24 protein-coding genes and 1 pseudogene are annotated in these 26,395 nt (G+C 72.9%); 11 read left to right on the plus strand and 14 right to left on the minus strand.

From position 1 onward, the window contains the following. Nucleotides 1–10: 10 nt before the first annotated feature. On the minus strand, nt 11–1,126 hold the full coding sequence (locus tag ACRX5S_RS22675; RefSeq protein WP_436774873.1) for a phosphotransferase family protein: 1,116 nt from the start codon (nt 1,124–1,126) through the stop codon (nt 11–13). A 505-nt stretch (nt 1,127–1,631) separates the two neighbouring features. Further along, entirely contained in the window at nt 1,632–2,045 is a 414-nt protein-coding gene (locus ACRX5S_RS22680; RefSeq protein ID WP_436774874.1) for an organic hydroperoxide resistance protein, read from the minus strand. Nucleotides 2,046–2,163: 118 nt separating this feature from the next. Here ACRX5S_RS22680 and ACRX5S_RS22685 point away from each other — a divergent pair, with 118 nt between their 5' ends. After that, a complete protein-coding gene (locus ACRX5S_RS22685; RefSeq protein WP_436774875.1) occupies nt 2,164–2,751 on the plus strand; it encodes a TetR/AcrR family transcriptional regulator in 588 nt (195 codons plus the stop codon). A 241-nt stretch (nt 2,752–2,992) separates the two neighbouring features. On the opposite strand, the gene ACRX5S_RS22690 is transcribed toward ACRX5S_RS22685, so the two are convergent. Then, complete coding sequence (locus ACRX5S_RS22690) at nt 2,993–3,430, minus strand: hypothetical protein (protein WP_436774876.1); 438 nt, start codon at nt 3,428–3,430, stop codon at nt 2,993–2,995. Between the two features lie 132 nt (nt 3,431–3,562). On the opposite strand from ACRX5S_RS22690, the gene ACRX5S_RS22695 reads away from it, so the two are divergent. Together ACRX5S_RS22695 and ACRX5S_RS22700 are read left to right on the plus strand one after the other, a co-directional pair. After that, nucleotides 3,563–4,111 (plus strand): DUF4232 domain-containing protein, encoded by a 549-nt coding sequence (locus ACRX5S_RS22695; RefSeq protein ID WP_436774877.1) that lies wholly within the window; start codon nt 3,563–3,565, stop codon nt 4,109–4,111. 146 nt (nt 4,112–4,257) lie between these two features. Next, nucleotides 4,258–4,998, plus strand: coding sequence for a polyprenol monophosphomannose synthase (locus tag ACRX5S_RS22700; protein WP_436774878.1), 741 nt, complete (start codon nt 4,258–4,260; stop codon nt 4,996–4,998). 160 nt (nt 4,999–5,158) lie between these two features. Here the strand turns inward: ACRX5S_RS22700 and ACRX5S_RS22705 are convergent, their stop codons facing one another. The 3 genes from ACRX5S_RS22705 to ACRX5S_RS22715 form a co-directional block, all read right to left on the minus strand. Further along, a complete protein-coding gene (locus ACRX5S_RS22705) occupies nt 5,159–5,353 on the minus strand; it encodes a chaplin (protein ID WP_436774950.1) in 195 nt (64 codons plus the stop codon). A gap of 230 nt (nt 5,354–5,583) precedes the next feature. Continuing rightward, nucleotides 5,584–6,180 carry a DUF7691 family protein gene (locus ACRX5S_RS22710; RefSeq protein WP_436774879.1) on the minus strand — a complete coding sequence of 199 codons (597 nt, stop codon included), beginning with the start codon at nt 6,178–6,180 and terminating at the stop codon, nt 5,584–5,586. A gap of 164 nt (nt 6,181–6,344) precedes the next feature. Further along, the gene (locus ACRX5S_RS22715; protein WP_436774880.1) at nt 6,345–6,863 is read right to left on the minus strand and encodes a VOC family protein; all 519 of its coding nucleotides are present in this window, start codon (nt 6,861–6,863) and stop codon (nt 6,345–6,347) included. 147 nt (nt 6,864–7,010) lie between these two features. On the opposite strand from ACRX5S_RS22715, the gene ACRX5S_RS22720 reads away from it, so the two are divergent. After that, complete coding sequence (locus ACRX5S_RS22720; protein WP_436774881.1) at nt 7,011–7,697, plus strand: nitroreductase family protein; 687 nt, start codon at nt 7,011–7,013, stop codon at nt 7,695–7,697. A 7-nt stretch (nt 7,698–7,704) separates the two neighbouring features. Here ACRX5S_RS22720 and ACRX5S_RS22725 read toward each other — a convergent pair whose 3' ends face one another. After that, the gene (locus tag ACRX5S_RS22725) at nt 7,705–8,670 is read right to left on the minus strand and encodes a helix-turn-helix domain-containing protein (protein WP_436774882.1); all 966 of its coding nucleotides are present in this window, start codon (nt 8,668–8,670) and stop codon (nt 7,705–7,707) included. A gap of 756 nt (nt 8,671–9,426) precedes the next feature. On the opposite strand from ACRX5S_RS22725, the gene ACRX5S_RS22730 reads away from it, so the two are divergent. Next, a complete protein-coding gene (locus ACRX5S_RS22730; protein WP_436774951.1) occupies nt 9,427–10,746 on the plus strand; it encodes an MFS transporter in 1,320 nt (439 codons plus the stop codon). A 146-nt stretch (nt 10,747–10,892) separates the two neighbouring features. Here the strand turns inward: ACRX5S_RS22730 and ACRX5S_RS22735 are convergent, their stop codons facing one another. Continuing rightward, the gene (locus ACRX5S_RS22735; protein WP_436774883.1) at nt 10,893–11,801 is read right to left on the minus strand and encodes an RES domain-containing protein; all 909 of its coding nucleotides are present in this window, start codon (nt 11,799–11,801) and stop codon (nt 10,893–10,895) included. A 300-nt stretch (nt 11,802–12,101) separates the two neighbouring features. On the opposite strand from ACRX5S_RS22735, the gene ACRX5S_RS22740 reads away from it, so the two are divergent. The 3 genes from ACRX5S_RS22740 to ACRX5S_RS22750 all read left to right on the plus strand — a co-directional run bounded on the left by ACRX5S_RS22740 (nt 12,102) and on the right by ACRX5S_RS22750 (nt 16,342). Next, nucleotides 12,102–13,793 carry an alpha-keto acid decarboxylase family protein gene (locus ACRX5S_RS22740; RefSeq protein ID WP_436774884.1) on the plus strand — a complete coding sequence of 564 codons (1,692 nt, stop codon included), beginning with the start codon at nt 12,102–12,104 and terminating at the stop codon, nt 13,791–13,793. Beyond that, on the plus strand, nt 13,790–15,154 hold the full coding sequence (locus ACRX5S_RS22745; RefSeq protein WP_436774885.1) for an alpha-hydroxy acid oxidase: 1,365 nt from the start codon (nt 13,790–13,792) through the stop codon (nt 15,152–15,154). The genes ACRX5S_RS22740 and ACRX5S_RS22745 overlap by 4 nt, the downstream gene beginning before the upstream one ends. 84 nt (nt 15,155–15,238) lie before the next feature. After that, nucleotides 15,239–16,342, plus strand: coding sequence for a Zn-dependent alcohol dehydrogenase (locus ACRX5S_RS22750; protein WP_436774886.1), 1,104 nt, complete (start codon nt 15,239–15,241; stop codon nt 16,340–16,342). Between the two features lie 144 nt (nt 16,343–16,486). On the opposite strand, the gene ACRX5S_RS22755 is transcribed toward ACRX5S_RS22750, so the two are convergent. Beyond that, nucleotides 16,487–16,939: a MarR family winged helix-turn-helix transcriptional regulator gene (locus ACRX5S_RS22755; protein WP_436774887.1), complete on the minus strand. Its 453-nt coding sequence runs from the start codon at nt 16,937–16,939 to the stop codon at nt 16,487–16,489. Between the two features lie 193 nt (nt 16,940–17,132). Between ACRX5S_RS22755 and ACRX5S_RS22760 the strand changes: the two genes are divergently transcribed. After that, on the plus strand, nt 17,133–18,584 hold the full coding sequence (locus tag ACRX5S_RS22760; protein WP_436774888.1) for an MFS transporter: 1,452 nt from the start codon (nt 17,133–17,135) through the stop codon (nt 18,582–18,584). 97 nt (nt 18,585–18,681) lie between these two features. Beyond that, nucleotides 18,682–19,908 (plus strand): CaiB/BaiF CoA transferase family protein, encoded by a 1,227-nt coding sequence (locus ACRX5S_RS22765; RefSeq protein WP_436774952.1) that lies wholly within the window; start codon nt 18,682–18,684, stop codon nt 19,906–19,908. Here the strand turns inward: ACRX5S_RS22765 and ACRX5S_RS22770 are convergent. The 4 genes from ACRX5S_RS22770 to ACRX5S_RS22785 form a co-directional block, all read right to left on the minus strand. Further along, entirely contained in the window at nt 19,897–20,394 is a 498-nt protein-coding gene (locus ACRX5S_RS22770; RefSeq protein ID WP_436774889.1) for an SRPBCC family protein, read from the minus strand. The two genes, ACRX5S_RS22765 and ACRX5S_RS22770, sit on opposite strands and share 12 nt — an antisense overlap. Before the next feature lie 190 nt (nt 20,395–20,584). Then, nucleotides 20,585–22,378, minus strand: a complete 1,794-nt coding sequence (locus tag ACRX5S_RS22775; protein WP_436774890.1) for a TlrC/CarA/OleB/SrmB family ABC-F type ribosomal protection protein — start codon at nt 22,376–22,378, stop codon at nt 20,585–20,587. A gap of 306 nt (nt 22,379–22,684) precedes the next feature. Further along, nucleotides 22,685–23,566, minus strand: coding sequence for an acyl-CoA thioesterase (locus ACRX5S_RS22780; protein ID WP_436774891.1), 882 nt, complete (start codon nt 23,564–23,566; stop codon nt 22,685–22,687). 99 nt (nt 23,567–23,665) lie between these two features. Further along, nucleotides 23,666–24,832 (minus strand): penicillin-binding transpeptidase domain-containing protein, encoded by a 1,167-nt coding sequence (locus ACRX5S_RS22785; protein WP_436774953.1) that lies wholly within the window; start codon nt 24,830–24,832, stop codon nt 23,666–23,668. A gap of 202 nt (nt 24,833–25,034) precedes the next feature. Here ACRX5S_RS22785 and ACRX5S_RS22790 point away from each other — a divergent pair. Continuing rightward, nucleotides 25,035–25,169 (plus strand): annotated as a pseudogene (locus ACRX5S_RS22790) (RNA-guided endonuclease TnpB family protein); the annotation flags it as partial. A 91-nt stretch (nt 25,170–25,260) separates the two neighbouring features. Here the strand turns inward: ACRX5S_RS22790 and ACRX5S_RS22795 are convergent. Beyond that, on the minus strand, nt 25,261–26,289 hold the full coding sequence (locus ACRX5S_RS22795) for a sigma-70 family RNA polymerase sigma factor (protein WP_436774892.1): 1,029 nt from the start codon (nt 26,287–26,289) through the stop codon (nt 25,261–25,263). Nucleotides 26,290–26,395: the final 106 nt, after the last annotated feature.

The following is a 26,395-nucleotide window of genomic DNA, read 5'->3' on the forward strand; positions in this document are numbered from 1 at the left end:
CGGCCCGCGCTCAGCCCGTGATCAGCTCCTCCAGATCACACCGCGCTCGAATGAGGTCGTCAGGATCCTCCGGCATCTCGATCTCGCCGAAGCGCACCGCGCGGAGCTGCGTGCGCAGCGTGACCACCGACATGCGGAGGGTCGCGTACACCTGGTGGAAGTCCTCGTCGCGAGGTTGGTAGCCGGTGAGTTCGGCGTAGTGCGCCGCCACGTCCGCCCAGCGCAGGAAGTCCGGCAGGCCCGGCACGCCGCGTCGTTCGGCCCCGGTCTGGAACATGCGGTGCAGGTCGACGAGCCAGGCCAGGTCGAGTTCGGGGACGCCGAGCGCGGCCATCTCCCAGTCGAGCACCGCGGCCGGCCGGACGTCCCGCCCTTCGGTGTACATGATGTTGCCGACCCGCGAGTCGCCCCAGGACAGCACCGTCGGGCCTTCCTCGCCCGGCCAGTTGGCGTCCAGCCAGGCGAACCCGCGGTCGATGAGCGGCGACGGGCGGCCGCCGGTGGCCCAGTCGGCGTACGCCCGGGTCGCGTCGACGTGGCGGCGCAGCGTGGAACGTCCGTCCGGCGCCTCGCGATCCAGGAACGCGAAGGTTGAGGCGGCGTCAGGAATGCGGTGCAGCGCGGCGATCACCCCGACCGTTGCGTCCTGCATCTCCGAACGCGCTTGCGCGGACAGCTCGGTGACCCACGAGCCGTAGACGTACGGCGGGATGTCCGGTGGCACGCGCCCGTCCAGACGCTCCATCACGAAGAACGGCGAGCCCAGCGGCGCCGGATCGGGCTCGTACCAGTGCACGTCCGGCACCGGGACGTGGTCGCGGACCAGCCGCATGGACTCGAACTGCGCGGCCAGGTCGTAACGCGGGAACACCGGCACCGCGTCGCCGCGGGGCGCGAGCCGTAGCACGAGCCGCCGTTCGACCGGGGCGCCCTGCTCGGTCCAGCGGGCGGTCAGCAGCAGCGTCTCGCTCGACATGCCGTTCGCGGACGGGATGTCGAGGTCAAGAACCTCGGCGTCCGGGTCGGGTACGCGGGTGCGCAGCCACGCGCCCACGGCGGCCCGCGCCTCCCCGGTGTCGCGTGTCGACGTGCGCGGACGGGCAATGGCTCCGCTCTGCTCGCTCATGCCGCGCATCGGACCACGGGCGTCTGACACAGTCAAGTATCCGCCGCGGTCCCGCCGTCCCGCCGCCCTTCGGCCGATCGTGCGGCCCGTCCGGGCGCGCTTCCCGCGCCGGTCGCGCCGCAGCAGGTGGCGTACAGAAGGTAGAAGACGACCGCGAGGAGGTACGGCACCGCTCGGGCGTCGGCCAGCGCGTCGGTGACGCGGTCGCTGCGACGGTGACGCGGTCGCGGGGGAGCGGGGACCGGTTCCGGCGCCGCTGCGGAGCCGGGGTCGGCGGGCTGCCTGGGCCCGGATACAGAAGCGGTCTCCGGCGTCGCCGGACTGTCCGTTGCTGACGACCGCCCCCGCGGCGGTGCTTGGGGGCCGGCACGGCACCGAACGTAGTGCCGTGCCCGGCCCATTGCGGTGGCGAGCGACGGGCAAGTCACCCCGGCGAGGGCGGACTTGCACCGGATCGGGTGAAGGGCGTTTCCCCGGGGCGGCCCGATGAAGCCACGCCTGACGATTACTCGACGACGAGCTCCACCGGGATGTTGCCGCGCGTCGCGTTCGAGTACGGGCAAACCTGGTGCGTCGCCTCGACCAGCGTGCGTCCCTCCTCCTCGGACAGGTGCCCGGGCAACTCGACGCGGAGCGTCACGGACAGCGAGAAGCCGCCCTCGCCGTTGGCGTGCAGGCCGACCTCGGCGGTGACGGCGGCATCGGCGGCGTCGACCTTCTGTCGCTGCGCGACGAGCCGCATGGCACTGGCGAAACAGGCCGCGTACCCCGCGGCGAACAGTTGCTCGGGGTTGGTGCCGACTCCGGTGCCGCCCAGCTCCTTCTGCAATCCGAGCTGGACGTCCAACTGCCCGTCGGAACTGACCGCGCGACGGTCGCGGCCCGCGGACGTGGCGATGGCGGTGTACATGCTGCTCATGGTGTGGCCCCTCTGGATGATCCGACGGCTCGGCCGGACGGACGTGCGATATAGACAGACAGGTCTGTCTAAGTTGTGGATCCGAGCATAGACAGACCTGTCTGGTAACGTCAACGGAGTGACCACGAAGGAAGAAGTGCGCCGCCGCGAGAGCCCGGCCCGCCGCCGCGTACTCGACACCGCGACCGCGCTCTTCTACGCGGAGGGCGTGCACGCTGTCGGCATCGACCGGATCATCGCCGAGGCCGGGGTTGCCAAGGCGACCTTCTACCACCACTTCCCGGCGAAGGACGCACTCGTGCACGCGTACCTCGACGAGCAGTACCGCGCCCAGCGGGATGCCGTCGCCGCGCTGCGGGACGCCTCGGCCGGCACGGAGCCGCGCGACGTGCTGCTCTCGGTGTTCGACCGGATGGCCGAGATCGGTCGGGAACCGGGCTTCCGCGGCTGCCCGTTCATCAACGCCGCCGCGGAGTTCCCGGACGCGGGGCACCCGGTGCGGCAGTCGGTGCTGGACCACCGCGCGTGGTTCCGCGGCGTGATGGCCGAACTGCTCGCCTCGGCGGGCGACCCGCGGGCGACGGAGACCGCCGAGATACTGATGCTCCTCCGCGACGGCCTGGCCGTCGGCTGCTACCTGGACGACGCCGCGGCGGTCCGCGCAGTCGTACGCCCCGCCCTCGACCGCGTCCTGGCCGACGCGTAGCGGGGCGAGCCGGGCGCCGCCGGCTGCCCGATGCGCCGATCCGGGCGATGCCCCAGCCCCCGCCGCCGCCCGCGGCACGACGCGCGAGCCCGCCGCACATGGAACGTACGGCGGGTTCGCGCGCGTCAGTTGGTTCGAATAAACGTGCGGCGGGTGTCCGGCCTGATGCATGTCGGGGCGATCGTCGGCGGACCTGGGGGTGCCCCGGGGCGGACTCCGGGCCGGGTGCCCCGCGCAGCCGTCACGCCTCGGGCGGCTCGCAGTTCACGTCCAGCAGCTTGAGCGACCGGCTCTTGTCCAAGTCCACGTACGCCGTGAACGCCGCGATCTCCTGGCCCGGGCCCCAGGCCAGGAACACCGTGGCCCACCCGACGCCCGCCGACTGCGCCGTGGTCACGGGGCCGATGTCGATGTCCTCCGGCGCGTTGCGGGTGCACATGATCAGGTCGAAGCCCGGCGGGGCCTCCTCGGCGCGCTGCCTGAGGTCCTCCGACACCAGGTGCTCGCGCTCCCACGCGGTGGGGCCGGTCTTGCCGTAGAAGTGGTGCAGGAACCGGCCGACTTCCTTCGCGGAGTACTGCGGCCCGGGTGTGGCGGAGGCGGAGCCGGACAGGGAGGCGGTCAGCGCACCCGCGCATGCGGCGGCGACCAGCGCGCTGCGGATTCGTCGTCGGGGCATGAAGGATTTCCCCTCTGCAAGTGGGACGTTCCTGGCCTTTCTTGGACGTCCTGGAGTCGGCCCCGGGTTGCTCGGGTCGCTCGAAAGAGTGAAGGCGGGCATATCCAACCGTTCGGTGGAAAGGCCGTTCGCATGCGTACACCCCGTACCGACCGTGCCCTTGCCACTGCTGCCGCCGCCGCGTTCCTGCCCCTGGCCGGCCTTGCCGCCGCCCCGGCGGTCGGCGCCGCGGCCTCGACGCCGGCCACCGCTGCCGCCGCACTGCCGCCGCCGTGCGTCCAGGACGACCTGTCCGTCGAGGCCCGGCAGATCCCGCCCATCGCGCGCGCCGTGGTTCTCGTCCGCGTCGTCAACCAGGGCCCCGCGTGCACCGTGGACCGGTTCCCGACCGTCACCTTCGGCGGGCTCGACGGATCCGCGCGTCCCGAGCCGCCCGCGTCCAGCGCCCGGCACGCGCTCGACCCGGGCGAGGAGGTGTACGCCGCGATCGGCACCGACGACCGCAGCGGCAACACCCGCTACGCGCCCACGCTCACGGTCGCGGCCGACCCCGCGCACATCGGTACGACGTTCTCCGCCCGGGAGATCGGCGCCTCGCCGCGCGGCATCGCGGTCTACGACCCGATCACCACCTGGTGGCACGGCAGCCCCGACGCGGCACTCGCCGCCCTGCCCCGCTGACGCCCGGACCGGCGGTCCCTCCGGGGGCCGCCGGTTGGCACGCGGGGAGGCCCGGCCCGTAGAGTTCCCGTACCGTTCGCGACCTTGTCGGCGGCGAGTCAGGTCGCCTGCCGCTGAGGGCGCATGTCCGACGAGTGGGAATGATCATGGGCGAGACCGACCCCAAAGTCACCGTTGTCGTGCCGACCTACAACGAGCGGGACAACCTCCCGGTCCTGGTCGACATGCTCGCGGGGCTGGGGCTGCCGAACCTGCACGTGCTCGTGGTCGACGACAACTCGCCGGACGGCACCGGCGATGTCGCGGACAAGCTCGCCCGGGAGGCGGACGTCCCGGTCGGCGTGCTGCACCGCACCGAGAAGGACGGGCTCGGCCGCGCGTACGTGGCCGGCATCACGCGCGCGCTCGACGAGGGCGCCGACATCGTGGTCCAGATGGACGCCGACCTCTCGCACCCCTCGTCGGTGGTGCCCACGATGGTCGCCAGGCTCGCGGAGGACTCCGGCGCGGCGGTCGTCCTCGGTTCGCGCTACGTCCGCGGGGGCGAGGTCGCCAGCCAGTGGGCGTGGCACCGCAAGGCCCTCTCCGCGTGGGCGAACCGCTACGTCAACGTGATCCTCCGGCTCGGCGTCAAGGACGCCACGGCCGGGTTCAAGGCCTGGCGGGCGGACACCCTGCGGGCCATCGAGGTCGCGACGATCCGCAGTAACGGCTACGCGTTCCAGGTCGAGATGAACTACCGCACCGTCAAGCAGGGGATGCGCATCGTCGAGGTGCCGATCCGCTTCGAGGAGCGCGCCGACGGTGTGTCGAAGATGAGCCTCGCGGTGCAGTTGGAGTCGGCGCTGATGCCGTGGAAGCTGCGCTTCTGCGGACGCGGGCGCTGAGACGTCCGAGCCCCGCGGCGATGGCATCGCCGCGGGGCTCGGACGGACATGGAGGAACTGCGGGCAAAACGGTGCCCCCGCTGCGACCGGCCTGGTCAGCCGACGTGTTCGGGTGCGGGGACGCCCGCCGTCTGCCGGTCGGTCAGGTGCCGCCGGTCGGTCAGTGACCGTCGACGTTCGCGCAGATGTTGCCGAACGCCGGGTTCAGGACACCGATGACGTTGACGCTGTTGCCGCACACGTTGACCGGCACGTGCACCGGCACCTGCACCAGGTTGCCGGAGATGACGCCCGGCGAGCCGACGGCCGCGCCGTCCGCCTCGGCCTCGGCGCTGGCCGCACCGGCGCCGGCCATGATCAGGGCGGCGCTGCCCGCGGCCAGGATCGTAGCCTTCTTGAACGTGTTCACGTGGTTCTCCGTTCCACCCTCAACACCGCGGGTTCGCGGCGCATACCCTCCCAACGAGCCCGCTCGGGACGGGCAACCGGCGGCCGCCGATCATCACCCGAAAGCGGTGCGCCCGGGGGTCCGGATGCCGTATGCCCGGCGGTGCGGCCTGACGGGGGCAGCCAGGCCGCGCGTCGTCAGGACATGAACCCCACGACCCCCCGACCCTCGCGGGCGCACGCCTCGCGCAGCCATTCCGCGCACTCCTCGATCGCCTCGCGCACCTCGCGGTCCAGCGCGCCCAACTGGTCCTCGGTGACCGCCTCGTACTGCGCGAGTGCCGTGGCGCAGTCCTCCGGCGACCAGACGCCGTGACCGGGAAGGTCGGTGGTCGGCAGCGGCGAGGGCAGCCCGTACCCGAACTCCGAGACCTGCACGGCGTCCACGCCGATCGCCTTCAGCGACTCGTCGACCCGCGCGAGCCAGCCGAACTTGAACGGTGAGAAGTTGTTGCCCCAGATCTGACGGCCGTGGAACGCGCAGATCATGCGGTACGCGTAGCCGTACTGGAACGCGTGCGCGGCGCCGAACGGACCGCCGTCCACGACCGCGGTCAGCGCCTCGTACAGGCTCGGTGCACCCGCCTCGATCTCGCTCGCGAAGTACTCGTCGTCACGGGCCATTTGCTTCTTGAAGCGCCCGCCGATGGCCCGGCGCGTGCGCACGTCCCCCGATCCGATCGCGGCGCGGGGCAGGGTCGGGTCGACGATGAAGACGCTGAGAGAAAGGCTCATGCCGCCCAACCTAGCGAGCGCGCACGACAGTTCGCCCGAGTGCGGAAGCGCGCGCCAAACCCGGTTCGTACACCGCCGCCCGCGCGGGTGACGGTGGCGGCCGCGGCGCCCCTCACCGGCGAGGCGCCGGCGTGGTGCGGCCCGGCACCGGTGTGACGCCCGCGTCAGTCCACGAGGCGCTTGCCGAGGAACGCGCCCGGCTCCTCGCAGTAGAACTCCACGCGAAGGCCGTTGGGGTCTTCGATGTAGATGCTGTCCTCGACGCCGCGGTCCGGCCCGAGGTAGGTCGTCGCGGCGGCGTCCAGCACACCCTTCAGGCGGGCGAAGGAAGCCTCGTCGACCGACAGCGCGAGGTGCTGGATGCCGCCGATCGTCTCGCCGAACGCGGGGTGGTCGTGGCCGGGGAAGTCGAAGAAGCCCAGCAGGTTGCCGCCGCCCACGTCGAAGAAGAAGTGGCTCGACCCCGCGTAGTCGCGGTTCTCCACCAGCTCCACCAGCGGGAAGCCAAGGAACTCCTGGTAGAAGCGGATGGTCTCCTCGACGTCGCGGCAGATGAACGCGGCGTGGTGGATGCCCCGCGCGGGAGTGACCGGGCGGGCGGCCCCGGTGTGCAGGTAGCGGTCCCGCAGGTCGTCGCGCCGCGCTCGCACACGGGCCAGTTCGGGCCCCTCCGGCTGTGGCATCGTGTCCTCCTCAACGCCGACGTCCCGCTGTCCCACACTAGTGCTGCGACCCGCAAGGTTCACCGGCACCTGGTCCGACCGGGCGCGTCCCGGGAATCGCCGGGAGTCCGGGATCGCCGGGAGTCCGGGAATCGCCAGGAGGACGGTATGGAATTCACCGACGTGGTGCGCACCACCGGCGCGGTGCGCCGCTTCACGGACGAGCCGGTGCCCGACGAGACGCTGGCGCGCGTGTTCGACAACGCCCGATTCGCGCCCAGCGGCGGCAACCGGCAGGGCTGGCACGTGGTGCTGGCGCGGTCCGCCGAGGTGCGCGGCCGGTTGCGCGAGCTGTCGCGCGCCGGGTGGGAGGAGTACGCGGCCTACGCCACCGCCGGGCATGTGCCGTTCGCTCCCGGCGAGGACGGGCGCTGGCAGGGCCCGGCCGCGGACGTCGACTTCGCGGCCCCGGCACCGCGCAACAAGTTCGTGGACGAGCTGGAACGGGCGCCGGTCGTTGCGGTGCTGGCCGTCGACCTGCGGCAACTGGCGGTCACCGACGGAGACTTGCCGAGGCAGAGTGTGGTCGGCGGGGCGTCCGTCTACCCGTTCGCGCAGAACATCCTGCTGGCCGCGCGCAACGAGGGGCTGGGCGGGGTGCTCACCACGTTCCTGTGCCGCCGCGAGGCGGAGGTCAAGGAACTGCTGGGTCTGCCGCGGCCGTACGCCGTCGCCGCGATGCTCGCGCTCGGCGTGCCGGACCGCCACCCGCGCAAGCTGTCCCGGCGCGCCGTACCGGAGTTCGTGACGCTGGACCGGTTCGACGGGCCGGGACTGCCCGCACCGGAAGAGTGAGGGGCTGTCAGTCGGATTTCTGCGTACGGGGGTTGCGTTCGTCGGGACGCCCGGCTGCGGGCGGGTCCTCGGCGGCAAGGTCGTCCTTGCGGTCGGCCTCACCGTCGGCCGGGCCGCCGGGGCGCGCTGCGGAGTCGAGGCGCAGCATCGCAGCCTCGTCCGGTCCGCCCGGCTCGGCGCTGTAGACGACCATGCGGACGCCACCCGTTCGGCCGAGCTGCATGACCTCGAAGTCCAGCGTCATGACCCCGGCCTTGGGGTGGTCGAAGGTCTTGCTGCCGCCGCCGCGTTCGAACACCTCGTAGCGTTCCCACAGCTTCGCGAAGTCCGGTGACTTGAGCAGAAGTTCGCCGACGAGTGCGGCCAACTCGGGAGAGTCCGGGTCGGCCCCGGCGACCGCGCGCAGATGCGCGACCGAGGCGGCGACGGTCTCCTCCCACGGCAGGTAGAGCCTGCGTCCCATCGGGTGCAGGAACAGATACCGCGTCAGGTTCCGCTGCTCGGGCGGCAGATCCCACAGGCCAGGGGTCAGCCGGCGCCCGGGCGGGTTGGCGGCGAGCATGAAGTTGACGCGGTTGACCACGTACGCCGGCAGCGGCCGCAGCGCCTCCAGCGCACGCAGCACCGACGCGCGGACGGTCGGTACACCGTCTCCGAGGGCGGCGGCGGGGTCTGCCGGGGCGGTCCGGCCCGACGCGAGGTCGGCCAGTTCGTGGAGTCGGGCGTACGCGTCCTCGCACAGCCGCAGTGCGCGGGCGACCGCGTCGATCACCGCCGGTGACGGGTTGGTCTCCCGGCCGCGCTCCAGCCGCGTGTAGTAGTCGACGCTCACCCCCGCGAGGGTAGCCAGCTCCTCGCGCCGCAGACCGGGGGTGCGCCGGATCCCGGCCCCGGCGGGCAGCCCCACGTCCTCGGGCCGCACGAGAGCGCGGCGGGCCCGCAGGTATCTGCCCAGTTCGGTGCTTTGTGCCATTGGTTCAGTGTCCCAGGCGGGTCGCGCGGGTGGGGGGCCGTGTCGCACCCAGGAACGCCGCGCCCCGGTGGACCGCGGCCTCCCGCGGACGCGGGCGCCGCGAGAGTGTGGAGGCGGCGGGCGGCCAGGCCGCCGGATCCCAGGGGGTGCACGACACCGGACCGCGGACCCGGCGACCGGGAGCCGCCCGCCACTTTCGTCCCTTGCCCCACCGGAGTTCGCGGTTCGCAGTGTGCTTTCCCGCGAGCTCCACAGTCCGTGGTGCGTGGTGTGCAGTCCGTAGCGCGCGGTGCGGCTCCGCATCCCGCAGTCAGCGGTTCACAATGCCGTAGTCATCGCGATGGAGGCCCGTCCATGAAGACCACCGAGCCCACCGCGTCCGCCGGTACCGACGCCGGGGCCGACGCCGCTGCCAAGTCGTCCTCGCCCGTCACGCCGAGTCCGGTCGCCCGGCCGTCGACCGCCCAGTCGGCCTCCCACAAGCAGGCACCGGCGGGTTCCGCGTCGTCGCCGAAGGCGTCGGGACGGGTGCGGGTGCCGTGGCGCCGCGCCCGCGGTACGGGCGGCACCGGGGCGACACGGGCGCCCGACTCGGCCGCCTCCATCGACTCCGCCTCCATCGACTCCGCCTCCATCGACTCCGTCGGGTCCGCCGTCGACGCTTCCGGGGCCGCGTCCCACTCCGCCCGGCGCGGGGCCGACGCCGCCTGCCCCGCGCCCGAGCGGCGGACGACGCCGTACGCCCTGGTTGCGGCCCTGCTCGGCTTCACCGTCATCTCGATCGACGTGTCCGCCGTCAACATCGCCCTGCCCGCGATCGGCTCGTCGCTGCACAGCGGCATGACCGGGCTGCAATGGGTCGTCGACGCGTACACCCTGATGCTCGCGGCGCTCATGCTGTCGGCGGGTGCGCTGTCGGACCGCGCCGGGGCGCGGCGCGCGTACGGGTGGGGTGTTGCCCTGTTCACGCTGGCTTCGCTCGCCTGCGCGCTGGCCCCCGGGATCGGCACGCTGATCGCGGCGCGCGTCGCGCAGGGGGCCGCCGCGGCGATCGTGATCCCGGCGTCGCTGGCGCTGGTCCGGCAGGCGTACGACGAACCCCGGCAGCGGGCCCGGGCGGTCGCGCTGTGGACGGTCGGCGGCTCGGTCGCGATGGCCGCCGGACCGGTGTTGGGCGGCCTGCTGACCGAAGGCCCGGGCTGGCGCGCGGTGTTCCTGCTCAACCTGCCGCTCGGCGCGGTCATCCTCCTGCTGCTGGCCCGCACCGAGCGGTCGGTGCCGCGGCCCGCGCCACTGGACCTCGGCGGGCAGGCTGCCGCCGTCCTCGCGCTCGCGGGGCTGGCGTACGCGGTCATCGAGGGCGGCCACGCGGGTTGGACCGACTCGCGCGTGGCGGTCGCGTTCGCCGTATCGCTGCTGGCCGCCGCGCTGTTCGCGGTGGTCGAGCGGCGGCACCCGGCGCCGATGGTTCCGCTCGGCATGCTGCGGGAGCGTCCCGTCGTACTGCCGCTGGTGTTCGGATTCGCCGTCAATTCGGCGTTCTACGGCGGGATCTTCCTGCTCGGCCTCTACTACCAGAACCTGCGCGGCATGTCGGCGATCGAGGCGGGCCTGATGTTCGTGCCGATGGCCGCGATCATCACCAGCACGAACCTGGTGTCGCCACGGCTCGCGGAACGCGTCGGACGGCGCCCGGTGATCGCCGTGGGCCAGTTCGTCATGGCGGTGGCGATGCTCGCGCTGATCCCGCTGGACGCGACGACGCCGATCTGGCTGGTGCTCGTCCTGCTGGTCCCGCTGGCGATCGGCGGCGCGCTCTCCGTCCCCGCGTTCACCGCGCAGCTCATGGACAGCGTCCCGGCGGAACGCGTCGGCACCGCGACGGGGTTGCTGAACGCCCTGCGCCAGACCGGCGGCGCGCTCGCCGTCGCCGCGTTCGGCGCGATGGCGGTCAGCGCGGACGGCACCGGGTTCTCGTTGCCGGGCATGCGCGCCGCCGCGGTCGCCGAGGCGGTGCTGCTCGCGGCGACGGTGCTCGCGGCCTGGTTGCTGCTGCCGAAGTCCACCCGGAACTGACGCCTTCGGCGAAGCCGCCCTCGGCGAACGGGCGCCCGGTGCGTCCGTTCGCCGTCCGCCGTCCGCCGTCCGCCGTCCGCCATCCGCCGTCCGCCGGGTGCGGGGTGCCCGTCGCCCGTCGCCCGTCGCCCGGAGGTGACGCCGCATCAAGGAGGGCCGGGGCGGCGTGAAGGCGGCGCGTCGGCGGCGGAGTACGAGCGCAGTGTCTCGGGGGCCAACGTGAGGCGCAGGACGTCGCGGCCGTCCGGGAGCGGGGCCGGTGTCGGCACAGCATCGGGGCCGGTCGGCTTCACCGGATCGACGCACTGCTCGGACTTGACGTCCAACACCACGCAGCGGCCCTCGTGTTGCGTGGAGCGGTAGGCGATGCCGTCGACGGGGACCCCGTAGTCCCAGGCGTGCAGCAGGAATTCGGTGACGACCTGGGTGGGGACGTAGTCGATCTCGGCGAAGTCGGGCCGGGCCTCGCGGGCGAGGTCGCCGACGAAGTCCCGCAGGAAGGCCACGCATTGGCTCAGGTGGCCGGACGCGGCATCCAACGGCGAGGGGACCGGTGGAAGTTCGGTGAAGTCCACGATCGTGGCCGGACGACTGACCCGGAACGCGCCGACCGTCAGCGCTGCGTCCGGCACGGCGGAGGCCACCGCCTCGGCGCGGGCCGTGTCCGCGCCGGTGGCGCCGTAGAACATCGGGATCCCGGCGGGGCTCATGCGGTTCGATCGGGTGGACAGGCCCTCGGGCAGCGTCCCGAGGGCGGCGGCCGTGTCGACGCGTTCGTCCGGGTGGTGCCACCGCGCGCGCCACAGCTCGCGGTCGGGGGCGATGGTGCGGATCAGGTCGAGCGAGGCGATGATCCCGCCGATCTCGCGCAGGATGTCCGCGGGCGGGATCTCGCCCCGCCCGAGGCCGGTGCGGTCCGCCGCCTCGGGCAGCTTCCAGAACACGTGCCGGATGCGGTGCCGGATGATGTGGCAGAAGCTCTGCCAACTGGCCATCAGCGCCGCGTCGCGCGACGGCGCGGCGGCGGCCCGGTCCTGCCGGATGTCACCGGACACGCACGGCCACCTCATCCCGGGAAGTCGTGTGACCGCCCGTGTGGGACGGGCGGGCCGGCTCCGGCACCGCGGTCGGCGGCGGCCGGGTGCGGCGACGGTCGGCGTTCGACGGCGACGGAAACCGCGACAGCCGAAATCAGCCTAAATCGCCCGACCCGCCAGGCGGCCGTCCCCTGCCCCGGCGTGTCGCGGGCCTTGACTCCGCATGCGTTTAGCCATTGGCTAATCCTGCCGCCGACCGGCGGTCGCGGCGGCCCCTGCCCGGACCCGCCCACCCGCACCACCCTCGGAGGCCACCCGATGACCACCGTCGCCACCCGGCTGATCGCGCGGCTGCGCGAACTGGGCGTAGAGGACCTGTTCGGCGTGCCCGCCGACTACAACCTCGCGTTCCTGGACGAGGTGTACGCCTCCGAACTCCGCTTCGTCGGCACCTGCAACGAACTGGGCGCCGCCTACGCCGCCGACGGCTACGCCCGACTGCGCGGCGCGGGAGCCGTCCTGACCACCTTCGGCGTCGGCGAGCTGAGCGCCGTCAACGGCATCGGCGGCGCGTACGCCGAATCCGTCCCGGTGGTCGAGATCGTCGGGGCCCCCTCGACCCGTGCCGCGGACGCCCGGCTGCCCATGCACCACACCATGGCGGACGGCGACTTCGGCCGCTTCGAGCGCCTGCACGCCGAGGTGACCTGCGACCGCGTCACCCTCACCGCCGAGCACGCCGCCGAGGAGATGGACCGCGTGCTGCGGTCGTGTTGGGAGCACAAGCGCCCGGTCCGCATCGCGCTGCCGACCGACCTCGTGCACGCCCCGGCGCCCGCCCCCGACGAACCGCTGCTGCCGGAGGTCGCCCCGGTGCCGCCGCACCTGCTTGCCGGGTTCCGCGCCGTGGCGGCGGGGCTGCTGGCCGGCGCCGTCCGTCCCGCCGTCCTCGCCGACCACCTCGCGGAGCGGCACGGCGCGCACGAGGCGTTGGCCGACCTCGTCGCCGCCGGACCGCTGCCCGCCGCGGCGATGAACATGGGCAAGGGCGTCGTGGACGAGAGCGCCCCCACCTTCGCCGGGATGTACGTCGGAGCGGCCAGTGCCCCCGGCACCCGCGCGGTGGTCGAGCAGGCGGACTGCCTCATCACCGTCGGCGTGCTGATCAGCGACGGCAACTCGGGCGGCTTCACGCACGCGTTCCCGGCCGGCCGCACGATCGAGGTCGGAGCGTCCGAGACACGTGTCGGCGACGCGGTCTTCCGCGACCTGCCGATGGCCGAGGCCCTCGCGGTCCTCACGGGCATCGTGCGCGACGCGGCCGTGCGCTTTCCGCTGCCCGAACAGCCCCCGCGTGCCCGGGTGGACGCCGAACCGCACGCGCCGCTGACCCAGGCCGCGCTGGGCGACCGCTTCGCCGCATTCGTCCGGCCCGGGGACGTCGTCGTCGTGGAGCAGGGAACGGCCTTCTTCGGCGTCGTGGACACGCGCATGCCGCCCGGCGTGACCGTGGTGAGCCAGGTGCTGTGGTCCTCGATCGGCTACACGCTGCCCGCCGCCCTCGGCACCTGCGTGGCCGCCCCCGACCGGCGGACCCTGCTGGTGATCGGCGACGGGTCGCTGCAACTCACCGCGCAGGAACTCGGCACGATGGCCCGGGCGGGGGCGGCGCCGGTGGTGCTGGTCCTCAACAACGGCGGCTACACGATCGAGCGAGCGATCCACCCGACGGACGCGCCGTACAACGACATCGCGCCCTGGCGGTACGCCGACCTCCCGGCCGCGTTCGGCGCGGGCGACCGCGCGCTCTCCCGGCGCGTCACCACCGCCGCGCAACTCGACGCCGCCCTCGCGGAAGCCGACCGCAACCCCGACCGCATGGTCCTGATCGAAGCCGTCCTCGGCCCCGAGGACTACCCCGGCCGCCTCGCTGCCATCGCCGCGAAGTACCGCCCCGGGACCGCCGGTCGGACACCCGCCGCGCAGGTACCCGCGGGGACCCGGCGATGACCGACGCCGAGGCACCGGAGCGCCCGCAGCACGCACCGGCTCGGGCCCAGGCCCAGGCCCGGCACAGGAAGGAAACCCCCGTGGCCGAGGACCGGTTCGGCGGTCTCACCGCACTCGCCCGCCCCCTGCTCGCCGACCTCGGCAGGCTGGTGACCGGCCGCGCCGAGCCCGGCGCGGGGCCGCAGAACATCGAGGACGTCCGGGCCCTCGCCCGGAAGCGCTCGTGCGCCCTGCCGTTCAGCTATGTCGACAGTGCCGCCGAGGACTTCACGACGCACCGGGCCAACCTCCGCTCCTTCGAGGAACTGACGCTGCGTCCGAACCTGCTGACGGATGTGCGCGAACGCGACCGCTCGGTCACGCTGTTCGGCCGTACGCTCGCCTCCCCGGTCCTGCTCGCCCCCACCGGCATGCCCGGAATCCAGCACCGGGACGCGGAGTTCGCCGGTGCCGGGGCGGCGCACGCGGCGGGGACGGTGTTCACGGTGAGCATGGCGTCCAGCCACTCGGTCACCGCGATCGCGGAGAAGTGCCCGGGGCCGCTGTGGTTCCAGCTCTACCCGTGGGGGAACGCCGACGACTTCACGCCGTACGTCGAACTCGCCGCCCGCGCGGGCTGCGAGGCCCTGGTCGTCACCCTCGACACCCCGGTCGGCGGCAACCGCGAGGCGGACCGCCGCACCGGGTTCACCATGCCGCCGCGCCTGAGCCGCGACAACGTCGCCGAAGTCGTGCGCCACCCGGTCCGGTTCGGCCGCTGGGTCGCGACCCTGGCCGCCGGTCCGGGGATCCGGATGGGCAACATCGCCGAGACCGGCGTGACCGGCGGCATGAACGCGGTGCACCAGGCGACGCGGTTCGAGGCCAAGTTCGTGCCCGGCTTCTCCGCCGACGAACTGGCCCTGGTGCGGCGGCTGTGGGAGGGCCCGCTGCTGGTCAAGGGCATCACGACCGCCGAGCAGGCGCGCCGCGCGCACGCCGCCGGGGTCGACGGCGTGATCGTCTCCAATCACGGTGGCCGGCAGTTGGACGGCCTGCCCGCCGCGATCCGCGCCCTCCCCGAGGTCGCCGACGCGCTGGACGGCACCGGCGTCGAGGTCCTCATCGACGGCGGGGTGCGGCGCGGCACCGACATCCTGAAGGCCCTGGCGCTGGGCGCGAAAGCGGTCATGGTCGGGCGGCCGTGGGTATGGGGGCTCGCCGCGGGGGGACGCCAAGGGGTCGACGCGGTGTTGCGCATCCTCAACACCGAGATCGAGCGTGACATGGCTCTCATGGGCATTCGCACCCTCTCTGAACTCGGTCGGCATAACGTCAACGTCCCGGCGGCGTGGGCGTATGCGGTGCCGGGCGGGGGCTGAGCGTCCGCGGGCGGTCGCAGCATCGGTCTGGTGCCCGCCGCCGGAGCTTCCGAGAGAACGTCCGAAGAGTATGGAGGAGTAAGCATGCGCGCAGCGCTGTTCCGCGAGCCCGGTCAACCACTGGCCGTGGTCGACGTCGACACCGCCGCCCCCGGGCCGGGCGAGGTCCTGGTGGCGACCGCCGCCGCGGGCCTGTGCCACTCCGACATCCACCTGCTGGACGGCAAGATCCCGATCGCCGCCCCGGCGGTCCTCGGGCACGAGGCCTCCGGCGTGGTCGTGGACGTCGGCCCCGGTGTCACCCGGGTCGTGCCCGGCGACCACGTCATCGCCTGCCTGTCGGCGTTCTGCGGCAAGTGCGCGCTCTGCGTGCGCGGCGAGACGTGGCTGTGTGTGGACAAGCAGGCCATCCAGCGCACCGCCGCCCTGCCGCCGCGGCTCGCGCTGCCGGACGGCACGGCGGTCGGTGCGAACGCGGGTGTCGGCGGCCTGGCCGAGCGCATGCTGCTGCACCAGAACGCGGTCGTCGCCATCACGAAGGACATGCCGCTCGACCTCGCGGCGATCATCGGGTGCGCGGTCACCACGGGCGTGGGCGCCGCGTTCAACACCGCGGACATCCGCGCGGGGGAGACCGTCGCGGTGATCGGCTGCGGCGGCATCGGCCTCAACATCGTCCAGGGCGCGCGCCTGCGCGGGGCCGGGCGCGTCATCGCGGTCGACCTGCTCGCGGTGAAGCGGGACCTCGCGGTGTCGGTCGGTGCGACCGACGCGGCGGAGGGGGACCCGGTCGCGGCGGTCGCCGCGCTCACCGGCGGCCTCGGCGCCGACCACGTCTTCGACGCGGTGGGCAACGCCGCGACGTCGACCCAGGCGCTCGCGATGACGCGGCCGGGCGGGACCATGTACGTGGTCGGCATCGGCGGCATGGGCGCCACCGTCGACATCCCCGGCTACGCGCTGTGGGGACAGGGCAAGTCCGTGCGCGGCGTGCACATGGGCTCGAACAACTTCACCGTCGACATGCCGCGCTACGTCGACCTGTACCTGCAAGGACGCCTGCACCTCGACGAGTTGGTCTCGCGCCGCATCACCCTCGACGAGGTCAACGAGGGGTACGACGCCCTGCGCGGCGGCGAAAGCGCCCGCTCGGTCGTGGTGTTCGCGGAAGAAGGAGCGGGCGCCTAGCGCGTCCCGGGCCGCGCCTGTCCGGTGCCGTGTGCCCTCCCGGCCACGGCACCGGCCGCGCCCGCACGCGGTGTTCGCGTGCGTCCGCCCCGATCACCGTCCCGCGTACGCGAATCCGGGAACGCCCGGCTCGTGTCCGTCATTTCACGGACGCGGCCAGGGCCGTCCCGCGAGGTCCTCGATCGCCGTGTTGAACCGCTGGAGCATCGCGGCAAAAGCGGCGACCTCGCCCGGCGTCCAGTCGGCGAGCACCTTCTCCAGCCCGCCGACCATCTCGTCGCGCTCCGAGGACAGGCGGCGCTGCCCCTCCTCGGTGATCCGGAACTTGCGCGCGATGCCGCCGTCCGAGTCCGGGATGCGTTCAAGAAGACCGTCGGCGAGCATGGCGGCCGTCTTGCGGTTGAGCGTGGAGGCGTCCAGGCCGAATGCCTCGCTGAGCTGCCGAATCGACATGGGGCCTTCGACGCTGATGCGGCTGAGCAGCACATAGCTCGTGGTGTCGAGGTGGCCTTCCTCGCCGCGCGACCGGGCCGACATGTTCGTGTGCCTGCTGAGCAGCATGGTCTCGAACTCGATCAAGTGCGTGGGCTTGTCCATGCGCCTACCGTCTCCCACCGCTCTGCCCGTGCATTTCCCCGCAATGTGCCCGCCGGTTCGACCGACCCTACAAGCCTGTGCAGGACACATGCGATGTGTGCCATACACATGATATGTGTACTGCACGTCATGTGCATGACACACATGACATGTACGGTGCACATCTGCGCGCCCGGAGATCGGAGAGCCCTCGGTGGACAAGCCCCCACAGCCCGACCGGGAGCGCGGCATCGTCGGCGTCCTGGCGTTCGCGGGCATCGTCGCCTCCCTGATGTCGAGCCTGGTGGTGCCGCTCATCGGCGAGCTGCCGCGCATGCTGCACACCACCGCCGCGGACGCGAGCTGGGCGGTCACGGCCACCCTCCTGTCCGCCGCGGTCGCGACGCCGATCTCCGGACGCCTCGGCGACATGTACGGCAAACGCCGCATGCTCCTCGTCTGCACCGTCCCCCTGATCGTGGGCTCGGTGGTCTGCGCCCTCGCCGACTCGCTGGCCCCAATGGTCGTCGGACGCGCCCTCCAGGGTCTCGGCACCGGCATGGTCCCGCTCGGCATCAGCGCGCTGCGCGACCTGCTGCCACCGGAGCGCATGGGCTCCGCCATCGCGCTCATCAGCTCGTCCATGGGCATCGGCGGCGCCCTCGGCTTGCCGCTCGCCGCGGGCGTCGCGGAGAACACGAGCTGGCGCATCCTCTTCTGGGCCGCCGCCGCGCTGAGCGCCCTGGTCGCGGCGCTGATCTGGGCCCGCGTCCCGGACACCCCACCGCGCCGGGACGTCGGACGCTTCGACTTCGTCGGCGGCGTCGGGCTCGGGATCGGGCTGGTCAGCCTGCTCCTCGCCGTCTCCAAGGGCTCGGACTGGGGCTGGGGGAGCACCACGACGACCGGACTGCTGGCCGTGGCCGTCGTCGCGCTGGCCGCGTGGGGATGGTGGGAGCTGCGCACCCGCGACCCGCTCGTCGACCTGCGGGTGGCCGCCCGCCGCCAGGTCCTGCTGACGAACGCGACCTCGGTCGTGCTCGGATTCTCCATGTACGCCCAGGCCCTGATTCTCCCTCAGCTCCTGCAACTGCCCGAATCCACCGGCTACGGCCTCGGCCAGTCGATGCTCGCGATGGGCCTGTGGATGGCCCCCGCCGGGCTCATGATGATGATCCTGTCGCCGGTCGGCGCCCGCCTGTCGGCCGCGCGCGGCCCCAAGACCACGCTCGTCGTCGGCGCCCTGGTCATGGCCCTCGGGTACGGCTCCTCCCTCGTCCTGATGGGCTCGCCGTGGACGGTCATGATCGTCACCTGCATCGTCAACACCGGGATCGGCCTCGGCTACGGCGCCATGCCCGCGCTGATCATGGCGGCGGTCCCGGACACCGAGACCGCGTCGGCGAACGGCTTCAACACCCTGATGCGTGCGGTCGGGACGGCCGTCGCGGCGGCCGTGGTGGGCGTGATCCTGTCGCACATGACGACCGACTTCGGCGGCCACGCGCTGCCGTCCGAGAACGGCTTCCGGGTCGGCATGCTGATCGGCTGCGGCATGGCCCTGCTCGCCGCCGCGATCGCCGGCACCCTGCCGGGACGCGAGGCCCGCGAGCCGGAGGCGTCGCGAACTCCGGCCCCGAGCCGACCCGTCCGCGGCGCCGCGTGACGGCCCCGCACCGGCCTCCGACCACGCCGGCCTCAGTTGCAACGCGCCTGACAGCGGAGCCCCTCACGGCGCAGCGCCTGGTTACGATGCGCTCATGATGAGGTCCGAACGCACGGAGACCGCGTCCGACAGTGAGGGGCCGCTTGCCGGGGTCACCGTGGTGACGCTCGAACAGGCCGTCTCCGCCCCGATGTGCACGCGCACGCTCGGCGACTTCGGGGCGCGGGTCGTCAAGGTGGAGAACCCGAAGGGCGGCGACTTCGCCCGGCACTACGACGACGTCGTGCACGGCCAGGCCGCGCACTTCGTATGGCTCAACCGCGGCAAGGAATCGGTGGCACTCGACCTCAAGGACCCGGCGGGCATGGCGGTCCTGCACCGCCTCCTCGACCGCGCGGACGTCCTGGTCTCCAACCTCGCGCCGGGCGCCACCGGCAAGTTGGGCATCGCCCCGGACGATCTCGCCGCGCGCCACCCGGAGTTGATCGCCGTCGAGGTCGACGGGTACGGGCCCGGCGGGCCGCTGTCGCACAAGCGGGCGTACGACCTCCTCGTCCAGGCCGAGTCGGGCGCCTGCGCGATCACCGGCCACCCCGGCGCCCCGGCCAAGCCCGGTCCGCCGATGGCGGACGTCTGCACCGGCCTCTACGCGGCGATCTCGGTCCTGGCCCTGCTCGCCGGGCGCGGACGCGGCCGGGGCCGGACGGTCGGCCCGGCGGTGTCGGTCAGCATGTTCGACACCATGGCCGAGATGATGGGGTACGCCCTCACCTACACGCGGCACTCGGGCGTCGACCAGGTGCCGATCGGCATGGGCTCGCCCGCGGTCGCGCCGTACGGCGCGTACCGCACGGCCGACGGGCACACGGTCGTCCTCGGCACCACCAACGACCGCGAATGGCAGCGGCTGGCCCGGGAGCTGATCGAGCGTCAGGACCTCGCCGACGACCCGCGCTTCGCGGGCAACGCGGATCGCGTGCGCAGCCGCGGCGAGTTGGACGAGGCCATCGCCGCCTGGTGCGCCCGGCACCCCCTGGAGTACGTGCAGCGGCGCGCCGACGAGGCGGGCATCGGCAACTCCCGCTACAACACGCCCAGCGACGTCGTCGACCACCCGCATCTGGCCGCCCGCGACCGCTGGCGCACCATCGACACCCCCGGCGGCCCGACCCCGGCCCTCCTGCCGCCCCCGGTCCTCGGCGGATTCGAGCAGCCCATGGGCGCCGTCCCGGCCCTCGGCGCGCACACCGGCGCCGTCCTGGCCGAACTCGGCTACACCGCCCAGGAGATCGCGGCGCTGCGGGCGAGCGGATCAGCCCTCTGAGGCACCGTCACCCCGCACCGCCGCCAGCACCACCGGATCGGAACACCCGCGCGCGTAGTGGGCGATGCGCCGCTTGATCTCGCGGCCCAGGACGACGGCGCCGATGCGGTCGGCGAGCGGGGCGAGCCAGCGTGGACGGCAGCCGAAGTTGTAGCGCCACACGGCGAGGGTGCGGTCGGGGCGGCCCTCGACCGGGGTGAACCGCCAGCCGCCGCCCATCTTGGCGAAGAACCACGAGCCCTTGACCATGCGCATGCCGACGTTCGTCGGAGGATGGTACGAGACGTACTCGCTCACCATCCGGAACCCCGCCCGATGCACCGTCAGCGTGCGGACGCCCTTGGCGGGTTCGACCGCCCCGTCCAGAAACCGCTGGCGCCGGATGAACGGATCCCAGCGCTTCCGCACGTCCCCGGTCGTCTGCGACACGGCGAACGCAGTGGCGATGTCGACGGGCACCTCGACCGCGGCTTCGACCAGCGGCACGCCCACCACCCCAACCCGACCGGGAACAACACGACCGTTTCGAGCCATCGTACGGACCGGTCGGGGCAACGGCACGCCCGCGGCCCGCGGCCTGCGGAGCGGGCCGCGGGCACCTCGGGCGCGTCGGCTCACAAACGCGCCCGGACGAGCGGTCCGCCGCCGACCGAGGGGATCTCCCGGGGCGCGGTCCTCACGTACGCGTCCGCACGGGCCGTGGACGCGGGCTTGTCGACGTCGCCGGGGCCTCGTCCGGGTGTCCGTTGCGGAGGACGAGATGCGTGCCCGTGAAGCGGGCGCGCATGCGGCGGTCGTGGGTGACGATCACCAGCGCCCCCGGGTAGTTCGCCAGTGCTTCTTCCAACTCCTCGACGAGGGCGGGGGACAGGTGGTTGGTCGGCTCGTCCAGCAGGAGCAGGTCCACCGGTTCGCTCACCAGTCGGGCGAGTTCGATGCGGCGGTGTTGGCCGTACGAGAGGTCGCCCACCCGCCGGTCGAGGTCCGCCGCGTCGAACAGGCCCAGGGCGAGCAGGGTTTGCGTGTGGTCGTCCGGGTCGCCGTCCCGGCCGAAGGCGAACGCCTGGGCCACGGTCAGGCCGGGCGGCCACGGCGTGCCCTCCTGGCGGAGGTGGCCGACGCGCCCGTGGGTGCGTACCGAGCCGGTGTCGGGCCGGAGTTCGCCTGCGAGGACCCGCACGAGGGTGGTCTTGCCGGCGCCGTTGGGTCCGGTGACCAACAGCCTTTCGCCGGGCCGGATGTGCAGGTCCGGCATGTGCAGCCGCCCGGCGACGCGGACGTCGGTGAGTTGGGCGGCGGTGGGTTGGGCGGCGATCGCTGGTGTGGTCGTCGCCTCGTCGGCTTCGGGGGAGACGGCGATGTCCGCGGTGAGCACGAGCTGTTCGGGCGGCGGTGCGACCGGCGCCCCGGTCAGCCGGGCGACGCGCTCCTTGGCGTTCCGGATCCGGACCATCGCGCCGTGGCCGCGGCCGCGGGCCCGGAACCCGCCGTGGCCGAAGACACTGAGCGGCACCTTGCGCGGAATGGCGTCCAGGCGCGCCACGTTGGACGCGGCGAGCCGCCGGCTCCGGGCGAGTTCGGCCCGCCATTCCTCGTACGCCTGGAGCCGCCGCCTGCGCTCGGCCGCCTTGGCGCGGAGGTAGCCGTCGTAGCCGTCGCCGTGCCGGGCCACCCGGCCGGCGTCGACCTCCAGGATCGCGGTGGTGAGGCGTTCCAGGAACACCCGGTCGTGGCTGACCGCGACCACTGTTCCGCGGTGCGCGCGCAGGAACGACTCCAGCCACGCGACGGCGTCGTCGTCCAGGTCGTTGGTGGGCTCGTCGAGGAGCAGGAGTTCCGGTTGCGAGGCCAGCGTGGCGGCGAGGGCGAGCCGGGCGCGTTCGCCTCCGGAGAGCGTGTCCAGGCGCCGTCCGAAGTCGAGGTGCGGCAGGCCGAGTCCGTGGAGGGCGATGCCCACGCGGGTGTCGGCCTGGTAGCCGCCGCGCGCTTCGTAGCGTTCGATGAGCCGCGCGTAGTCCGCGTACGCCGCCGCGTCGCCCGCCGCGTCGCCCGCCGCGTCGCCCGCCGCGTCGCCCACGGCGTCGTCCTCCGCGTCGTTCATTGCGCCGTCCACTGAGCCGTCCGCCAACCCGCTGTCCGCCAGGCGTGCTTCGGCGCGGCGCATCTGGGCCTCCAGCGCGCGCAGGTCCGCGAGGGCCAGGTCGACGGCGTCCTGGACGGTTGCGTGGTCCGGGAGTTGCATGGTCTGCGGCAGGTAGCCGGTGCCGCCGGGCGCGCACACGGCCAACTCGCCGTTGTCGCAGCGCTCTTGGCCGGCGAGCAGCCGCAGGAGCGTGGATTTGCCGGAGCCGTTGTCGCCGACGACCCCGACCTTTTCGCCGGGCCTGACGGTGAGTGAGACGCGGTCGAGGACGCGGGTGTCGCCGTACCGCTTGGTGACGTCGCGGAGGGTGAGTTGTGAGGTGCGCATGGAAGGTGCCTCCCGTTCCCGGCCGAGCCGATCGATGTGTGCTGGTGTCGACGAGGTGCCTGGGTCCGGGTGAATGGGTCCTGCCTTCGCGAGAGATACGAGACGAGACGAATCGTCTCGTCATGACAGTGTGATTGTGATGCGCGGGAGATGGCTTGTCAAGACGGACCGTCTCGTCTCAAGTGGAGATCATCCGGGGATGCGGCGAGGCCGGGCGGCACGGATCACCAGGAACGGCGCATTGCCCCCCGGTTGGCCGCAGGGCGGGGCCTTGCCCGACACGGATGTCGGCCTCCGCCCGCCCGGTCAGTGCTGGCGGATGACCGCTTCCTGCACGGCATGGGCGACCAGCACCCCGTCGTGGTTGTAGAACTCGCCGATGGCGAAGCCGCGGGCGTCCTGTGCGGTGGGGGACGCCTGCGCGAACAGCAGCCACTCGTCGGCCCGGAACGGGCGGTGGAACCACATGGCGTGGTCGAGTGACGCCATCTGGAGGTTCTGCGGGTCGGTGATGTGCGGGGCCGCGGCGGTGCCGGCCAGGGTGAGGTCCGACATGTACGCCATCGCGCACACGTGCAGCAGCGGGTCGTCCGGCAGCTTCTCGGCGGCCTTCATCCAGACCCGCTGGTGCGGGATGCCGTCCGTGAGGTGCGTGACGGTCTCGGGGTCCTTCGGGACGAACCGCAGGTCCATGACCAGCCGGGTCTGGGAGACCTCGTAGTGGTCGCGTGCGGACCGCGGAAGGCCCTCGTACGGGTCCGGCAGGTCCTCCGGGCGCGGTACGTCCGGCATCGCACGGCGGTGCTCGGGGGTGTCCTCGGGCACCTTGAACGACGCGGACAGCGTGAAGATCGTCTCGCCGTTCTGCACCGCCATCACGCGCCGGGTGGTGAACGAGCGGCCGTCTCGCACCCGGTCGACCAGGTAGATGATCGGCGACGTCGTCCGGCCCGGGCGCAGGAAGTAGGCGTGCAGCGAGTGCACGTGCCGGTCGGAGGTGACGGTGCGCCCGGCCGCGACCAGCGCCTGCGCGGCCACCTGCCCGCCGAAGGCGCGCAGCGGCGCCCCGGCGTGGCAGGTGCCGCGGAAGATGTTCTGTTCGATCTCGTCGAGGCTCAGGAGGTCGACGAAGCTCTCGGCTCGGCCGCCGGCGAACGCGACCGGGCGGTCCTCGGGAAGATCGCTCACCTGGTCATGGTGCCAGATGGAGGGGAACCGGAGCGATGGGCGAGGGACACGAGATTGCTCACGTCGAGATTGCCCACGTACGGCACCCGGCTCGTCCGGTCACGCCCGCACGGCGGACAGGAAGCTCCGTACGATCGGCCCGGCGCTCCCCGACCCCGAGGAGCCGCCCTCGACCACCACGGCCACCGCGATGTCGCCGCGGTAGGCGACCATCCAGCCGTCCGTGCCGTTGCCGACCTCGGCGGTGCCGGTCTTGGCCCCCACTCCGGACATGCCCTGGAACGTGGACGCCGCGGTCCCGTTGGTCGCGCAGGCCCGCATCATGTCCTTGATGCCGGACACCACGTTCTGCGGCAGCGCCTTGCTCGTCCTGTGGACGTCCCCGCCGCGGACCAGGATCGGCTGGTGGAACTTGCCGGTGACGGCCGTGGCGACCACCGAGGCCATCGTCATGGCGTTCATCTGGAGCGAGCCCTGCCCGATCATCTGCGCGGCCTTGTCGGCGTCCCCGCGCGACGGCGGCACCCGGCCGTCCGTGGTGCCGCCCTCGCCGACCTGCCAGGACTCGCTGTTGAGGCCGAAATACTCCGAGGCGAACGTGGACAGCTCGCTGTCGCCGATTTCCGAACGCAGGTTCACAAACGCGGTGTTGCAGGACCGCGCGAAGTCCTGTCGGAAGGTGGCGTTCGGGATCTCGAAGTTGTCGAGGTTGTGGAAGGCCTGGCCCGCGATCGCGGTCTTGGGGCAGGGCACCTTCTTGTCCGGCGTGACGACGCCCTTCTTGAGCAGCAGCGCCGACGACACGATCTTGAACGTCGAGCCCGGCGGCGTCAGCCCCGACATGCCCGGCCCGCGGTTGACCACCGCGACGATCTCGCCGGTGTGGATGTCGAGGGCCACCAGAGCCGCGTTCGAGTTGCCCGAGGTCGCCCGCTCGGCGGCCTCCTGCAACTCGGGCACGTACGTCCGGGACCCGGGGCCCGTGTCGACCGCGGTCGGCGACGCGGACGCCGAGGAGGACGCCGACCCGGAAGGCGTCGCCGACGGCGAGGGCGGCGGCACCGTCGACGGGCTGCTCGTCGCATTCGGCGTCGGGTAGGGCTGGTCCGAGGCGGTCGAAACCGGCGCGCTGCGGTTCGGGCCGCTGCCGTCGTCGACGAGTTGCGAGTATCCGACCAGGCCGCCCACGGCGACCACACCGAACAAGATCAGCCCCAGGAAGGCGCCGAGGAGCTTTCTGGTGTTCGATTCGGCCTGTTGAGACATGCGTGTCACGTCCGTTCCCCCGTTGCGTACGTGCGGCTTCAGCCCCGTACGACAGTTCAGTTGCGCCCAGCGGCGGACGGCGATGCTAGCCCAACGCCGTGACACAACCGATCAGGAGTTGTCACCCGTGACCAGATGGAAATCCGAACTCCGGGAGCGTCACCCGCACCTCACACACCGTCAGCCAACCCGGCGGGCGGAGGACCAAGCGGTCGCCGTGGAGGGCCTGGCGGTCAAGGGTCTTGTCCGAACCCGCTCGGCGAAGTCGGTTCACGACGCGGGATGGTCGGCGTTCGTGGGGATGCCGGAGTGCAAGGCCGCCCGGTACGGACCCACCGTGCCGCGTGACGAAACAGGAACCCACCCGAAGACGCACCGGACAACGGCGCGGCACGCGGGAATCTCCGCCCTTGAGGACAGAGAGGATGTCACCACTCGCTCATGAACGGCGGCTCCGGATTGTGGCCGCGCCAGGACTCGTTCAGGCGGACGAGGCGGGCGGGGGCCGCGATGCCGCGGACGGTGTCGATCCGGCCGTCCGCGAGGTCGAACGTCACCGCCCCGACGACCTTCTCTTCGACCACGAACAGAATCGCCGGGGCGCCGTTGACGAGGGCGTAGTGCGCGGCGGGCGTGCCGCCGGCAAAACGGCGCTTCGCGGCGGTGGGCCGGAAGCCGGCGCGGGCGATGGCGGCGATGCGCCGCGGGGTGTCGTACCGCAGCAGCCTGTCGGTCAGGCCGGCGCCGTCGGAGACCGCGGTCGCGTCGTCCGTCAGCAGCGCGACCAGCCGTTCGGTGCGGCCCGAGGCCGCGGCCGTCAGGAACTCCTCGACGATCTTGCGGGCGGACGCGGGGTCGACCGCGCCGCCGCCCCGACGCGTCGCGGTGACCCGGCGCCGCGCCCGGTGCAGGTGCTGCTGGCTCGCGGCCTCGGTCACGTCCAGGATCCCGGCGATCTCGGCGTGGCTGTACGAGAAGGCCTCGCGCAGCACGTACACGGCCCGTTCCGCCGGGGACAGCCGCTCCATGAGGGTCAGCACCGCCAGCGACACCGATTCGCGCTGCTCGAACGTGTCGGCAGGGCCGAGCATCGGGTCTCCGTCGAGCAGCGGCTCCGGCAGCCAGGCGCCGACCGTGCGTTCGCGGCGCACCTGGGCCGAGCGGAGGCGGTCGAGGCACAGGTTGGTGACGACCTTGGTCAGCCACGCCTCCGGCACCTCGATCCGCCCGCGGTCGGCGGCCTGCCAGCGCAGGAACGCGTCCTGGACGGCGTCCTCGGCATCGGCGGCGGAGCCGAGGAGGCGGTACGCCAGCGCGGCCAGCCGGTTCCGCCCGGCCTCGAACCGGTCGGCGTCGAACCGGTCGGACCCGGGCCGGTCGGACCCGGGCCGGTCGGACCCGGGCCGGTCGGACCCGGACCGATCGGCGCCGAGCCCGTCGGCTGCGTCGCTGTTCACGCGCTTCACCCTAGGCGGCTACGCGACCGCCCGGCCGGCCGACGCGTTCGCCGGAGTGGGGGGGGGGGGGGGGGGGGGGGGGGGGGGTGGGGGGGGGGAGGGGGGG

It is taken from the genome of Yinghuangia sp. YIM S09857 (genome assembly GCF_051388915.1).
Lineage (GTDB): Bacteria > Actinomycetota > Actinomycetes > Streptomycetales > Streptomycetaceae > Yinghuangia.